8 protein-coding genes, 1 tRNA gene and 1 pseudogene are annotated in these 16,043 nt (G+C 38.0%); 5 read left to right on the forward strand and 5 right to left on the reverse strand.

Features of this window, described 5'->3' with window-relative positions; genetic code table 11:
* Window positions 1-42: 42 nt before the first annotated feature.
* Both uvrC and FD729_RS00535 read right to left on the reverse strand, forming a co-directional pair.
* Complete coding sequence (gene uvrC / locus FD729_RS00530) at window positions 43-1,881, reverse strand: excinuclease ABC subunit UvrC (RefSeq protein ID WP_159931351.1); 1,839 nt, start codon at window positions 1,879-1,881, stop codon at window positions 43-45.
* An 861-nt stretch (window positions 1,882-2,742) separates the two neighbouring features.
* A tRNA-Ser gene (locus FD729_RS00535) sits at window positions 2,743-2,830 on the reverse strand.
* A gap of 864 nt (window positions 2,831-3,694) precedes the next feature.
* Between FD729_RS00535 and FD729_RS00540 the strand changes: the two genes are divergently transcribed.
* From FD729_RS00540 to fabA, 4 genes are all read left to right on the forward strand, one after another.
* Window positions 3,695-4,021: a TusE/DsrC/DsvC family sulfur relay protein gene (locus tag FD729_RS00540; RefSeq protein WP_159931352.1), complete on the forward strand. Its 327-nt coding sequence runs from the start codon at window positions 3,695-3,697 to the stop codon at window positions 4,019-4,021.
* Window positions 4,022-5,349: 1,328 nt separating this feature from the next.
* Window positions 5,350-6,414 carry a porin OmpA gene (ompA, locus tag FD729_RS00545; protein ID WP_159931353.1) on the forward strand — a complete coding sequence of 355 codons (1,065 nt, stop codon included), beginning with the start codon at window positions 5,350-5,352 and terminating at the stop codon, window positions 6,412-6,414.
* A 489-nt stretch (window positions 6,415-6,903) separates the two neighbouring features.
* Window positions 6,904-8,649, forward strand: a complete 1,746-nt coding sequence (locus tag FD729_RS00550; protein WP_159931354.1) for a Lon protease family protein — start codon at window positions 6,904-6,906, stop codon at window positions 8,647-8,649.
* A gap of 79 nt (window positions 8,650-8,728) precedes the next feature.
* The gene (fabA, locus tag FD729_RS00555; protein ID WP_159931355.1) at window positions 8,729-9,247 is read left to right on the forward strand and encodes a bifunctional 3-hydroxydecanoyl-ACP dehydratase/trans-2-decenoyl-ACP isomerase; all 519 of its coding nucleotides are present in this window, start codon (window positions 8,729-8,731) and stop codon (window positions 9,245-9,247) included.
* Window positions 9,248-9,664: 417 nt separating this feature from the next.
* On the opposite strand, the gene FD729_RS00560 is transcribed toward fabA, so the two are convergent.
* The 3 genes and pseudogenes from FD729_RS00560 to pyrD form a co-directional block, all read right to left on the reverse strand.
* Window positions 9,665-9,817 carry a hypothetical protein gene (locus FD729_RS00560; RefSeq protein WP_159931356.1) on the reverse strand — a complete coding sequence of 51 codons (153 nt, stop codon included), beginning with the start codon at window positions 9,815-9,817 and terminating at the stop codon, window positions 9,665-9,667.
* Window positions 9,818-9,956: 139 nt separating this feature from the next.
* Window positions 9,957-10,890, reverse strand: a pseudogene (locus FD729_RS05270) (MlaD family protein); the annotation flags it as partial.
* A gap of 604 nt (window positions 10,891-11,494) precedes the next feature.
* The gene (pyrD, locus tag FD729_RS00570; protein ID WP_159931358.1) at window positions 11,495-12,505 is read right to left on the reverse strand and encodes a quinone-dependent dihydroorotate dehydrogenase; all 1,011 of its coding nucleotides are present in this window, start codon (window positions 12,503-12,505) and stop codon (window positions 11,495-11,497) included.
* Window positions 12,506-14,396: 1,891 nt separating this feature from the next.
* Between pyrD and asnS the strand changes: the two genes are divergently transcribed.
* A complete protein-coding gene (gene asnS, locus FD729_RS00575) occupies window positions 14,397-15,794 on the forward strand; it encodes an asparagine--tRNA ligase (protein ID WP_159931359.1) in 1,398 nt (465 codons plus the stop codon).
* Window positions 15,795-16,043 lie beyond the last annotated feature (249 nt).

Consider the following 16,043-nt stretch of genomic DNA (forward strand, 5'->3'; position numbering starts at 1 on the left):
TTTATTACCCTATATCCCTACATTATCCCCCCTATTTAAATGCTAATGTTTTAGTGAATGATATATTTTTTCAGCTAGAGTAAACGAAATACTAGGTACATTGGCAATTTCTTCCACTGTAGCGTTCATTAGCGGCCGTAGTCCCCCCATATAATTTAGTAATTGCTGGCGGCGTTTAGGTCCGATGCCTTCAATATTCTCCAATGTGCTTGTATGCTTTACTATTGCTCGTTTTTTACGGTGCCCAGAAAGAGCATGATTATGAGCTTCATCACGAATATACTGAATAATGTGCAATGCGTCGCAGTCTGGCGGCAGCATAATGCCATCGCCTTTAGATTCAAAAAAAAGTGTTTCAAATCCTGCTTTACGAGCATTATTTTTCGCAATGCCCAACATAATTGGTTTAGATTTATCCCAGTCGACTTTTAGTTCTGAAAAAACCTGTTGCACCTGAGAAAGATGACCTTTACCTCCATCAATCAAAATAACATCAGGGATTTCATCCTCATTCAATGCCTTGCAGTAATGACGCTGTATCACCTGGCTCATGGCCGCGTAATCATCACCAGGTGTAATATTTTCAATATTATAACGACGATAATTACTACGTAGCGGTCCATTGGCATTAAATACTACACAGGAAGCTATAGTCTGTTCACCCATAGTGTGGCTGATGTCAAAACATTCCATGCGGTTAATGTCATGTAGATCCAGAAACTGAGCCAACGCTTTTAGCCGCTTCTGAATAGTCGAGTGATGAGATAGCCGCATAGTTAAAGCAGTCATTGCGTTAGTGCGTGCTAACTTGAGATAACAAGAACGATCACCGCGCGGCTTCTTGCTTTGAATAATAACATGGCGTCTTGCCAGTTGGCTTATAGAAGTAGAAAGTAGTTCATATCCAGGCAATTTGCGGTCTAGTAAAATTTCCCCTGGAAAACTACGCACTTCGCTACCTTCTTTTAGGTAAAATTGTCCGATGAAATTCAGAATAATTTCACTAAGATCAGTGTTAGGCGGCACCTTTGGGAAGTAGCTGCGACTGCCTAGAACTGTGCCATGGCGCATAAAGAGCACATGTATGCACGCTATTCCATTATTGTACGCTGTACCTACTACATCCAGATCATCCACTTGATTGGATATAAACTGTTTTTCAGTGATACGGCGTACTGCCTGAATTTGATCGCGAAGATGTGCTGCCTCTTCAAAGCGTAACGATATGCTTGCCTCCTCCATGCGTTTTATTAGCATATTCAACAAATAATCGTTTTTACCAGAGAGAAAAAGGCGCACATATTCCGTCTGCTGCTCATACTCTTTTTTACAACTGAAACTGGGCATACATGGACCGAGGCAGCGTTTCATCTGATATTCAAGGCAGGGTCTAGAGCGATTGCGATAGACACTATTTTCACACTGACGTATCGGAAAGACTTTTTTTATTGCCGCTAATGTTTCGCGTACAGCATAACTACTAGGAAATGGACCAAAATATTTGCCTTGAGCACATTTAGCTCCGCGATGATAGGAAAGACGCGGACAGGGGTCTCCGCTAAGAAAGATAAATGGGTATGATTTATCATCACGCATTAGCACATTATAGCGTGGTCGGTAGAGCTTGATATAATTAAGCTCCAGTAATAAAGCTTCAGTTTCCGTATGCGTGATAGTCACATCTATACGTTGGATGCTACCCACCAGCGCCTTAGTTTTTCGACTTCCTATGTTTTTGCGAAAATAGCTACTAAGGCGCTTTTTAAGATCTTTGGCTTTTCCGACATAGATTACAGTATTTGTCGCATCATACATACGGTAGACGCCTGGTTGACTGGTCACTGTACTGAGAAAGGCTTTAGAATTAAAAATTTCACTCACTACTAACTTAAAGTCTCCATGTTGCATACTACCATATTGAAAGATCAAAAGTGCTCACTTTACATTACGGCTAGTATTTAGTTTGTTAAATAGGCAACAATAATAGATTCTAGCAGTTTTTAGGACCGATATTCCTTAGGTTGAGGATTCCTGTTATATTTTGTCATTTTAATCATTATCAGTATCCGTAATTGGCTTTCCTACAAACGACTAAAGGGAGAATATTCATTTTTTATTAGGTTACCTGATGCGTAATATTTAACTCAACACTACGAAGACTCTACCTACATGCACAAGCCTGTTACATTGACCAATTAATCCCCCCCCCAAGAAGTATTACTTTTATGAGCGTCTCTACCAGACTTTGCTGAATAACTTATGATAAAGTTTATCAAATAATTTTAATATTGAATTGAAGGATACGCTTTCCTAAGCTGTCCGGTTTATTCATAATTCTGAAGACTCCACAAGAACTATCCTGCACTTTTTTTAAAAAAAAGTGAATAATAAAATTATTAATTGATTTTATATTTAAAAAATATTTCATTAAGTATGAAATAAATTTCAGAAAATATATAGGAAAAATAGAAGATGTTAAAATATTTCATATAATAAGAAACCATTATTCCTTTTAATATAATCGTAGTTTACTTTGATTATTTTTTATCTTGATTAACCGTATGATGTATGGAATTTAATTATTAAATCAAAAATTTTATAAGAGGATCTTATGCGATTTTTATAATACATAGCAAATGTTTTACTGCTTTACTAGAAGTAGAGTTCAGAAAAATATAGCCGCAAGAAAATAGATTTATACAAAGACAAAGCCAGAATAATATTCTGGCTATTTCCGAAATATGGCGGAGGAAGAGAGATTCGAACTCTCGGATGGTTTCCCATCGGCGGTTTTCAAGACCGCTGCCTTAAGCCCCTCGGCCATTCCTCCCTGATAAAACACATTCTAAACTTCCGCTAGAATGATGTAAAGCTTTGTAGCATGCATTTGCCTTGCCTGAAATGCAGCCAAAAGGAGTGATGTGTTGAAGAAAGCACTATTCTATTAAGAAAAATAGCGATTAATTTTATTTTAAAAAGAGAGGTAGGGGAGAGAAGAGAGGGAGATGTCTTTCCATTTTTTTTGAATTATAGGTCTTCAAAAAGTAGTGGTCTTTATTTCCTATATTTGCTACCTAATCTGAGGCTAATTTTTTTCTTTAACCTCGTAGGCACAGCAAATTACTGCAGCCTAGCTGAGCTAATTTTATTCTGATGTTAGTGTGTTTCTATTAACTGGTGAGCGTTCTTAACCTAATAAAATGCTAGTGGCTAGACTTATAGAAATTCTGGTTACATCTTCCCTATATAGAAAAATGGTAATTTTTTTATTTACTTCCCAAGTAGCCTCCTGGTTCTTTTTAACTACAGGCATGGGAAAAACTCGCTTCACCACTAGAATGAAGGAGGGACAGCAAACAGTACTGTACTGATATTATGTTGCCGTTTAGTTTATGTGCTTATTATTCCCTTTAATTGTCCACGCAATTTTACAGAAAAGAAAATATTAACATTATTCAGAGGGACTAAATACATCATATTTGTGTTATTGTTAGGCTATGTATCTTTCTTTACAACATATTTGTCAGCATATTGCAGCTGTTAGGACTTTGCAAACAACGATTAATAAAAAAATAAGGCAGTAGAGCAAGTTTTAATCAGTATGATTTTTCTCGTTTCGGTGAAAAAACTCATAACTACGACCAGAATCGGTAACAGAATATATATAGGAATAGTGATAGGAGTAGTAATAAAGATGGAAATTAACGGTAAAAAAATTTACCTCGATCGTGAAGGGTATTTAAAAAATCGTGATGATTGGAATGAGGCTGTAGCAAAAAAGATAGCTCAAAATGAAGACATTGAGATGAGCGAGGCGCACTGGGAAATAGTACATTTTGTACGATCGTTCTACCTGCAGTTTAACACGTCTCCTGGAATTCGTATGTTATTAAAAGCAACACTTAAAAAGTATGGTGAAGAGAAAGGCAACAGCCGTTACCTTTTCCGTCTTTTCCCAAACGGTCCGGCTCAACAGGCAACGAAAATTGCTGGCATGCCGAAACCAGCTAAATGCCTTTAGCTAATAGGTTACCAACCTCACATGCTAATACGTCTTTAGAAGAACCTGATATACACAGATAGCGTGCGACCTAAGTTATATAACCACTTATAGGGTTATCGTCGTCACTTTTGATGAGAGCGTTTTAATTTTGTAAAGCAAGTTTGCATATAAATAAAATGTTAGGCATATCCTAGCAAAAGATCCTTTTTAGTTTGATATGCATATTATTACATTTATTCCAATTAATTAAAGTGCAGAAAACGATCTTACTAACACGAGCGTTTAAATAGTGTCCAGCTAACAGAGACAACCATAAGCGGATGGTAGTGCCAACATTTTATTGTACTTACTCTGCTAGTATAGAGCGGTATTTTATGGTAAGAATGTACTTCAATGCTTTTATTGAAGTCGAAGTTTAACTGCTGACGTTAGTTATAGATAAGAAATGCGTATCGTGTGCCTACTTGGCTACTCCCCAGTAGCTGAGAATTATTTTTTCTTGCTATCTTTTGAGAAAATTACGAAATGCCCATGCATGAACACGCTACGCATCTGAATTTTCTTCACACGAAAGCTAAGCTAAAATTTAAAGTAATATCTTACTCTGTGAAATTGTCATAAGATGTTCTCTTAGGAGGATTTCGTGCATGGGGCATATACAGGAGAATATTTCGCTATTTCTATAAGCGAATAATAACTGTAACACAGAGGATAAATTAATTACTTATGATACAAAAAAACAGATTGGCACAGTGTAATATCGCTGCTAATGATACTATAGTCGTTTAGAAGATCGTCTCGCTGGTAGTGTGGTCCTCATACCTACACAGTTTTAGTATATTACTGTCGTGGATCCCTTTTGAAATTAATGAGAAAAGTACTATGAACTAGATTAAGTGGCAGAAGAGCATTAATTTTTATTTTTTCATGAAAACTCACCCAATCTTCCATTGAGACCAGTTTTTCTAAAATAGTAACAAAAATTTGATCAGATTTACTTCTTTAAGTAAAGTTAAGAACTTTTCTGGTCATTTTGTTTTACATATTAGCTAATATGATTATTTTTTTGTATTTTACAGGATATTATTTATTTTTTCTGCTAAAATAATGAGGTGTTCAAGACCTCAATAAATATCAGAATTTATGTAAGATACCCTGTTTTTTTTTGTAGTATCCCTCACAATACTTGTAAGTTTTCAATCTCGTTGTAGACTCTACTTCGCTAGGGGCTCAATAATCTCTTCTTTTATAGATAGAGTCATAAGCGAGTGTGTTAACCCAGGAAGAATTACAACCAAGAGCATCCTTTTGCTCATTGTCTATTTTAGATGATAACGAGGCGCAACATGAAAAAGACAGCTGTCGCAATTGCAGTGGCATTAGTTGGTTTCGCCACTGTAGCGCAGGCCGCTCCGAAAGATGACACTTGGTATACTGGAGCTAAACTGGGCTGGTCTCAATACCACGATTTTGGTTACTACGGTAACGGTTACGGCAACAGCGATGGCCCAGTCCGTCATTCTCAGCTAGGCGCTGGTGCTTTCTTAGGTTACCAAGTTCATCGGTACGTAGGAGTAGAGTTGGGTTACGACTGGTTAGGTCGTATGCCTAATAAAGGCACTTTAAACAACGGTGCATTGAAGTCACGAAGCTTTCAGTTATCTACTAAACTAAGTTACCCACTTGCCGATGATCTAGACATCTATACCCGTCTTGGTGGGACGCTATGGCGTGCTGACGTGAATCAGGAAAAATTCATAGGCGGCCGCATTAGTGACCATGATACGGGGGTGTCGCTGCTTGCAGCGTTGGGTGTTGAGTTTAATTTAAGTCGGCACTGGGCCACCCGAGTGGACTATCAATTTGCGGGTGCTAGCGGCAATGTACACACAATGGGTACAGAACCGAATAACACCATGCTGAGCCTGTCTGTATCTTACCGTTTCGGTGATCAGAAGAAAAAACATGCTCCGCCAGTTATAACGCCAGCTTCAGTTGTTGAAGCCAAGCGGTTCACCCTAAAATCTGAGGTTCTATTCAACTTTGATAAATCTACTCTGAAGCCAGAAGGGCAGAAAATTCTGGATCAGCTGTACAATCAGCTGAGCTCAATGGATCCGAAAGAGAGCTCTATTATAGTTCTAGGCTTTACTGATCGCATTGGCTCAAACATGTACAACCAGAAATTGTCTGAGAAACGTGTTCAATCGGTGATTGACTACCTAGTATCTAAGGGTATTTTGTCTAAGAACATTTCTGCACGTGGCATGGGTAAATCTAATCCAGTTACCGGAAGTTCCTGTGACAACATAAAAAACCGTGAGAATCTGATTGAATGTTTAGCTCCTGATCGCCGCGTGGAAATCGAGGTGAAAGGTGTTGAAAACGTTACGACTCAGCCTCAGTCTTAATTTAGACGACATAATCAACCCCGTTTTGCGGGGTTGATCGTGTATCATACCTTTGACTTCAATTGCGTATATTGTCGTTCATCATTCATTTTAATTTGCCGAGGAGAAACAACTGTAAACTACGCTATAAAACAGATAGTTAAATGTAATAGATTTCTTTAGATCCCATATTTTTAAGGCATTGTCTCTGAATGATAATTTAGAAGAGCTTGTAAGTTGCTCGCTGTGACTTTTGTTATTGAAGCATCGTGTGATTAACTCGATTCCCAATGTTTTTTTAGCAGATATCTTCTTCGAGTATCTACTTTTAAAATTTTCTAGTTATTCTAATTTCATCAGAAATATGACCTTAATTATACAAGAAATCCAAGGGATACAGTAAGGAAAAAGGATGAATGCCGATAGGGGATGGCTGTGCTACATAACCGTACTTAACAAAAGAGTTCCCTGTATAAACTTGCTTTTTTTTAACTGAAAAAAATAATTATTTTGAGCAGCTCTCAACTTTCCTGGCAAGACCTACAGCCAAATATAAGCGGATATTCTTCAGTTTTCTCGCTTATTGCTGAAGAAAAGACCGATAGCTTGGCAAAGGTGCAACCACGTTTACTAAATGCTCTTAAGTATATCCATCAGCAGACCGAAGGCTTTCCGCTATTACTAGTATGTAGTCAGGAAAATGTTGATTACCTAAAGTTGATTGCACATCAGATGCAGCTTATTGCCAGTGAACCGTGTAACCTATATGGTGGGCACTATCATATTAATACAGATTACGTGACACTCCATCCACCAAGCGATCCATCTCATCCTTTTACCGTTACGGGTCAGGTCCACTTCGCCGAATGGATTGAAAATAATCAGCTCTTTGGTTATGTACGGCTGCGTCACGATGGGATTCAACTTGAACCTGGACTGATACATCGAGCTAATGGCAGTACCCTAGTACTCTCACTGCATACCCTGCAGACACAACCCCTATTATGGTTACGTCTAAAGCGCGCTATTCAGCTAGGAAGTATCGAATGGCAATCGACCGATGAACGCTCTCCTTTGCCAGTTTCCATCCCACCTCTCCCTCTAAACCTGAAATTAGTGCTGTGCGGAAATCGTAACACTCTAGCAGCTTTTCAAGAGAACGATCCAGAACTGTATGAGCTAGCTACGTATACCGAATTCGAAGAGAATTTGCAAATCGTCGACGAGCATGATCTGCTTGCTTGGTGCCGCTGGACTCAGCATCTAGCGCTAGAGGCCAATTTTCCTATTCCCCAAATGAATTTTTGGCCTCCATTAATCAGAGAAGCTGTGCGCTATACCTACGATCAAAAAGTACTACCGCTGTGCCCACGCTGGCTACTACGTCAGATACGTGAAGCTTTTATGCAGGGACACACTCTAAGTGAAGCGACATTATTGAGCGCCCTTAAGCTACGGAACTGGAGAGAAGCATTCCTTGCTGAACGTATGCACGATGAAATTTTGCTGAAACAGATCATCATTGAAACCAATGGTGAACTTGTAGGCCAAGTCAACGGACTTTCTGTAGTCGAAGTCCCTGGTCATCCACGTCCTTGGGGTGAACCCTCGCGCATCACCTGCGTAACATATCCGGGTGACGGCGAATTTACTGACGTTGAACGCAAAGTCGAGCTAGGTGGCAAGATACACGCCAAGGGCATAATGATTATGCAGGCCTATTTGATTGCTGAATTAGAACTAGAGCAGCAGCTGCCTTTTTCTGCCTCGTTGGTCTTTGAGCAATCTTATTCTGAAGTTGACGGCGATAGCGCCTCGCTTGCCGAGCTTTGTGCGTTAATCAGCGCGCTTGCTAACCAACCTGTTAATCAGCAAATCGCTGTTACAGGCTCAGTAGATCAGTTTGGCAACATTCAACCAGTAGGAGGTTTAAATGAAAAAATTGAAGGTTTTTTCACTATCTGTAATGCACGTAAATTGACCAGCCAGCAGGGCGTGATTATTCCTGCTTGTAATGTTCGAAACTTGAGCCTAAACCAAGATGTAGTAGATGCTGTTGAACAAGGACTCTTTCATATATGGGCTATCAATCGAGCTGATGAAGCGCTACCCTTACTAACTCGTGTCGCATGGCGTAGCGAAAAGGAGAATGGCGACTGCCTCTTGAGTAGAATTCAAGAGCGTATTATCCAGTTCAATAATCATGAGGCTAGTTATCGCCCATGGCCATTTAGTTGGCTGAACTGGTTTAAATAGAACTGATTAAATTTTCTATAAAAATACTTTATACCAAATTTCGCGCTTAAATAAAAGTAAAGTAAGGTTTATTATATATATGGTTGATAAACGCCAATACTATAGCAAAGAAGACTTGATTGCATCGGGTTGCGGTGAACTTTTTGGCAAGAACGGTCCACCTCTTCCTTCAGGTAATATGTTAATGATGGACCGCGTAGTTACGATGATGGAAGATGGTGGTAAATACCATAAAGGCTTTGTTGAAGCAGAACTGGATATTAATCCGAATTTATGGTTCTTTGCTTGTCACTTTATCAGCGATCCCGTGATGCCAGGTTGCCTCGGCCTCGACGCTATGTGGCAGTTAGTTGGTTTTTATTTAGGCTGGTTAGGTGCAGAAGGCAAAGGTCGTGCGCTAGGTGTAGGAGAAGTAAAATTTATCGGACAAGTTCTACCTACAACAAAAAAAGTGACTTACCGCATTCATTTTAAACGTATCATTAACCGTAAGCTAGTGATGGGCGTCGCTGATGGAGAAGTATTCGCTGATGGTAACATTATTTATTTAGCTAATGATCTAAAAGTTGGTTTGTTCAAAAAACAGAACGCTTTTTAATATTAAGAATAATAATTCTTGTTAGATTAAAGGTTTATTTTTCTTTCTATTTCCTATCACACTATATTCAGACTCTTTTCTGCTCATCTCTTACCCAATTAAATTCAGCATTTTTCCCCGATACTGAGAGATCTCTTTTATTTTTTAATGTCGACCCTCAATGGCATTCATATGATCAAAAGAGTTCACGGCAATTATTTGAATCTCTTCGTACTTTGTATTAAGTGTGGTAAACTCAATTGGAAAGAAACGGAGAGAATAAATAATACTTACTCGTCACATCAGAGATGATTAATATATAAATTGTATACTCTATAGTCATTCATTTTCCGCCTTAAATGACTATAAATCTATTCATAGCAATTTTACTCATTACTTAGACGAGAAATGTGGAGAAAATAAAATCATTATATACTTTTATTGTAATGATATCGCTGCATTAGCAAATAGCTGCTGATCAAGTGGGTTGGCCCAAAAATTATTAGAAGAGGTAACGTATTTTACATCCTGATCTGATAGACCAAACCGTTGCTCAATAGATAATCTGGAACCACAACCTGTTACACCCATAACTCCGGCATCGGCGCTTTTCTGTTGCTACGAATCTGTACGGTTCCTACTTTTGATGGCAGCTGGTAGTAGGTATTATAAAAGCTGCTTCCGCACGCGCTTATTAGCACTACTGTGCAAAACATAATGATTTTTTTTATTATTTCCCCCTCTTTGGGTTTGGATTCTGACTATTTTTAGCATTAAATATTAGAGCGTTGCTCTTGATATTTAGAGTTTTTAAGACTGGCTGAAGTTCACGTAATACCTGATCAAGACGTTGCATATCTGTCACTAGCTTAGTATATATCTGTGATCCTGTTTGTAGCCCTTTCATACTTCTATTAAGTTCTTACAAAGTTTTTCGTATGTCTTCTGGTAGAATTTTTATCGTTTTACTGGAAGTGATTTGATGAAGATTATTCAACGTGCCATACATTTCTTGTAATGCGCGCTGACTTTCTTTCAGAGTGTGGGTCGCCTCCATTAGCATGTTAGTTAGTGGTAAAGAATTGATCTTATCTAACCCCCGCCACCAGCTTTTGCTGGATCTGGCTCAAACTACTCCTGATTGTCGGAATAGTTTCATAACCTGAAATTTTATCCTGGACTTTGTAAACGGGCACATTGTTATAAAAATCAAGATCTATATAGAGAGAACCAGAGAGTAAGTTGCCTATTTTCAGAGAAGCGCACAGTCCGTACTTTCTGTTATCCTTTAGATTTTGTTTTATATTAAAATACTGTCCTAAACGGTTAACAAAGCGCTCGGGTTCGATGCGGATTAGCACAGGCACGCGATAGTCGTTATTCAGTGTCTGATTCAGGCCTTCTATTATAAAGGTATAAAGGGTACTTCTGCGACAGTTCCTAGACGTATACCGTGAAATTCTACCGGTGCACCAACTTGTAGTCCCCAAATTGAGTCGCTAAAAAAAACTAAGAAATCAATATGATTAGTGTAAGGTGAGTCTTGAATGTTGCGCTGATCTTCGAACAGATGATACACCGTATTATTAGCTACAGTCTCCCCTAACTTCCAATTATTAGGAACTTCAAAGCTAACGCCACACGCTAAATAGCGTGGTCAACGACGCTTTCATCTTTTACAGCAAGATTGTTCCAGTTCAAGCTCCAGGGTATAAGTATAATGTACTCTACAGTATTTGGCAGAATCACCTTTCAGGATAGCTGAATAACATAGAAAATTAACTGTTTTTTAAAATGCCTGTCTGCATATTAGGTGACATTATACTGACTAATAAAACTGCTAATTTCTTAATCATCTCCACTTTCAAAAAATAGCATTATCTCTGTTTTTAAACATCTAGTAGAGATCCGCGAATTGATATTTTTAGCAGAATTGCTGTTAAAAGGTAAAGGAAGTAATATTGTAGAGTTTTCAAAAATACTGACTGAATCCCTATTTATTAAAGATGTCTATTCAACTAATAAGGTTTTACAGGAAACATGATAGCGAAAAGTATATCTTGAGTTAAATTGAGTACCGTCCGTTAATTATGGACAGTGTCCAAAAATACCATTGATACTTACTATTAGCCTTCCATTAACCACCTTATTTTACTATGCACACTCAGCAACATCTCTTTTTTTAGGAAAAAAGGTATTTATATGAGACAGAAATACAAAAACTACAAAGTAGAGAATAAATTCCTAACGATATTTTTTGAAAGCATCTTAAAGATGCGTCACGATATCTTTTATTAAATTTGGTCCTTTATAAATAAACCCGGAGTAAATTTGCACAAGCGTAGCGCCAGCAACTATTTTTTCGCGCGCTGCTGTTAATGAATCAATACCACCAACGCCAATAATCGGCAGTGCGCCTTTCAGCTCCTGTGCTAAGATCTTAATTACCGCCGTGCTACGCGACTGCAACGGACGACCGCTCAGACCGCCGGGTTCAGTGCTGTATTTCAGGCCGCTCACCAAAGATCGGTCTAGCGTGGTGTTTGTAGCGATAACGCCGTCAATATTATACCGTACTAAACTATCAGCAATCTGAATTAGTTCCTGCTCAGAAAGATCTGGTGCAATTTTCACCGCTACTGGAACGTATTTTAAATGATATTGTTCTAGCTTTTTTTGTTTTGCTTTAATCGATGCTAGAAGATCTTCCAGAGCCTCTCCATATTGTAGAGCACGTAATCCTGGTGTATTTGGTGAGGAAATATTTACTACGATATAACTGGCATGAGCATACACTTTCTCCATACAAATTAAGTAATCTTCTTTTCCTTGTTCCACTACTGTGTCTTTATTTTTACCGATATTAATACCAAGAACTCCTTTAAAACGGGACTTTTTGATATTTTCAATTAGGTAATTGACGCCGAAATTATTAAACCCCATGCGATTGATAATGCCCTCAGCCTCTACCAACCGGAATATGCGGGGCTTTTCATTACCTGCCTGCGCGCGTGGTGTGACAGTGCCAACTTCAACAAAACCGAAGCCCATCGCACTAAAAACGTCAATGCACTCTGCATTTTTATCCAACCCGGCTGCCAACCCCACAGGGTTTTTAAACTGTAATCCCATACAGGTTACTGGACATGCAGGAAACGACTGATGGATCAACGCCTCTAGAAATGTTCCGCCAATGAAGTGTAGTTGCTGAAAAATGAGTTCATGAGCGTGCTCGGGATCGAGCTTGAACAGCACATGTCGCAAGATACGATAGAGCATATATCCTCCTAGATAAAGGAAGCAATGAATTATCAAGATGTAAGGAATAGATACATCAGAATGGTAAGAGTGCTATCACCAGAGTAAACTTCTATTAGAAGAAGACTATTTAGCATAAATCACTATTACTTGCATAGGGTAATAGCAAAAGAAAATCTTATATTCACCATATGTAAGAGCAAATAACACAGTCTTATTAACATGAAAATTTCATTTGTGACTTATCGCGTAAGATAAAAACACAGGTGATATCCACTCATCATTTTAATCTAACAACAGCGCCTGTTATGCTACACATAATTGCGCCTTAGTAAACGACAGTAAGGGCTACAACCTGCCTTAGTTGGCAGCTTTCCCAAAGTCGTTGTGCATATTGAGAAGTATTTAATATAGGCGGTATACAATTTATCAAGATTATCAGCCTGCTGTATCTCACCTGTCTCCTTACAGAGACTATTTAAAATTCAATTCCTGCAAATGATGCAAGACTTTAATAAGTATATTATTGAATAAAAAAGTAAAACATGAGGTTAATTCCTTACTCGTAAGTTATTCGTTGTATAATCTTTACCTATAAAGAGCTTAAATTATTCATAGGAAGTCAGAACATTATTATTCCATTTATAAAAAAATCATGGTCGAGCACTTCTTAAATATTAAGATGATTTTTGTCTGTCATTATTTCTCTTGTATGGCAAGCACATATTTCAAGTTAAAGATAATCAGACCTTTATTTTCTATCGTGGCTATATTAAAATATAAAAAGAAAAGATTATAAAATCTCAATATTGTATCTTAAGACGCAAAGATATTCATTCCACTATATTCTATTTTTTAATGAGGGTATTACTCAGCAAGTATAATTTAAGTTGCCAAAAACAATAAAGGTTTATGGCGCTACATTATATTCAAAATGTATCTTGCAACTATCATACAGTAAACCAATACTATTACTTTAAAGTAGTTTTTAATCCTAGTTTATTTTTCCAACGTTGCTATATTCGTCAGCAAGCAAGTAAATAAGCATAATATTCTTCTTTAGCGATAATATTAATTAATGATAAACTAGTTATCATGCTGGGATGATCACGATAACATATGAGATAATAGAATATTTGCAGCTTTGTATTATATTCACTGCGCCTCTCTGGACTAATAAAAATATTCCGGCTACAGTGTTTTTATTAGAATGACTATAATTCACAATTCTAAGTTAAAATTATATAAGCAGCCGGCTGCTCAGCACCAGTACACCCTCGTTAATTTGAGACATGCTCTAATACTTTTATCCTATTCAATAGAATATCAAGAAAGGATAATGCTTCTCTATTAAGACATAACCCAGTCCACTTTAGATAGACTCACCATAGTAATGTTTGATTTAGAATTTATTATAAGCTTTTTTATTGCCATTCAGCGTACCAGCAAGGCCTAGACATAGTAGGCATAGTTTATTTCGAATAAAAATTGCTTAATTTTATAAAAACAGGTATTAATATACGCACTAAAACCTTAGTTTTTTGCAAAACTGCCGTAGTGTTTAGCATCGTTATAATCCCTACTTACCTGCAAGATTTCAAGCGTTATACTTAATAATATCTTTTTATTGGACAGTGCAGAGTACAGCAGTAAGTTGTACTGCGATATTTTCCTAAAGTTCAAGTAGAAAAACCTTCTAGGATGAGTCTTTTGTGAAAAATATTTGATTTTCTGGTTACCAAAAAAACTAACCCCTTCCTACTCGTCGTGTGGTTAAAGTTCTACATCTTTACTGAAAAATCTACTATTTCGCCTGATTTTTCTTGTTTTCTTGCAACTTGCAAGTAACATGACAGAGTCATAGATTCATGAGATTTATAACTTCACTTCTTCAAAAATAGAGAGATCTTTAATGAGCGTGGTGCCTATAACGGATATATTGCAGGGTCGCGTCGCAGTTAATAGTGAAGTCACAGTGCGTGGTTGGGTACGTACCCGAAGAAATTCAAAACTCGGTCTTTCCTTCGTCACGGTTTATGATGGTTCCTGCTTTAATTCAGTTCAAACTATAGTCAATAAATCTCTAAATAACTATCAGGATGAAGTTCTACACCTTACTACGGGCTGTTCAGTTATCGTTACCGGTACGGTAGTTGTGTCACCTGGACAGGGTCAGATGTTTGAGATACAAGCGAACCAAGTGAAAATCATCGGCTGGGTCGACGACCCCGATATCTATCCGATGACGGCAAAGCGTCATAGCATCGAATATTTACGTGAAATGGCACATCTGCGTCCACGCACTAACTTGATCGGCGCCGTGGCACGTGTGCGTCACACTCTAGCACAAGCTCTACATCGCTTCTTTCATGAAAATGGTTATTTTTGGGTTTCCACACCGCTTATCACCGCCTTGGATACCGAAGGCTCCGGTGAAATGTTCCGTGTTTCGACTCTGGATTTAGAAAACTTGCCGCGTACTCCGCAGGGCTCTATCGACTTCAACAAAGATTTTTTCGGTAGGGAGGCATTTCTTACTGTTTCTGGTCAGCTAACAGGTGAAACTTACGCCTGTGCACTGTCAAAAATTTATACATTTGGTCCGACTTTCCGTGCGGAAAACTCCAACACTAGCCGCCATTTGGCGGAATTTTGGATGCTAGAACCTGAAATTGCTTTTGCCACATTGGATGACGCTGCTTCGCTCGCTGAAGGGATGCTGAAGTACGTATTTAAAGCAGTGCTAAATGAGTGTACCGATGATATCATGTTCTTTGAGAACGTTAATAAAGAGGTAATTGGACGCTTGCAAAGCTTTATTTCTACAAACTTCGTACAGGTAGATTACACAGATGCCATTACTATTCTTAAAAAATGTGGTAAAACCTTTGTAAACCCAGTTTCCTGGGGCATTGGTCTCGCCTCTGAACACGAGCGTTATCTTGCTGGGCAATACTTTAAGGCACCGGTAGTAGTAAAAAACTACCCGAAAGAAATTAAGGCATTTTATATGCGCCTTAATAAAGATGGTAAAACAGTAGCGGCGATGGATGTACTAGTGCCAAGTATGGGTGAAATTATTGGTGGTTCTCAACGCGAAGAACGTCTCGACGTACTAGAAGCACGTATGGAAGAAATGGGATTTAATAAAAAGGATTATTGGTGGTATAGTGACCTACGTCGTTACGGTACTGTACCGCATTCAGGCTTTGGTTTAGGGTTTGAACGCTTAATAGCTTATGTTACTGGGGTACAAAATATAAAAGACGTTATCCCTTTCCCACGTACACCCCGCAATGCTAATTTCTGAGGATAAATATTTATTAGAATAAATTCATACAGATAAAAAGTATAGCTCTGATGGTTTTCTTGTGTTTTAGCAAACTGCATTGCTTTAAAGAGTGCATGTATACTTGTATTGATTAATTTCTTTATAAAAAAGGAAAGAAAGATTACGAATTAATATCATTCCTAGGATAGAATGACTCGATTTGTTGTTCGTGATGGAAAGATGTGCATGTAACCACAAAAAAGACAGCAGACCTTTTTCCATGTTTTT

Source organism: Pantoea sp. Nvir (assembly GCF_009829915.1).
GTDB lineage: Bacteria > Pseudomonadota > Gammaproteobacteria > Enterobacterales > Enterobacteriaceae > Pantoea.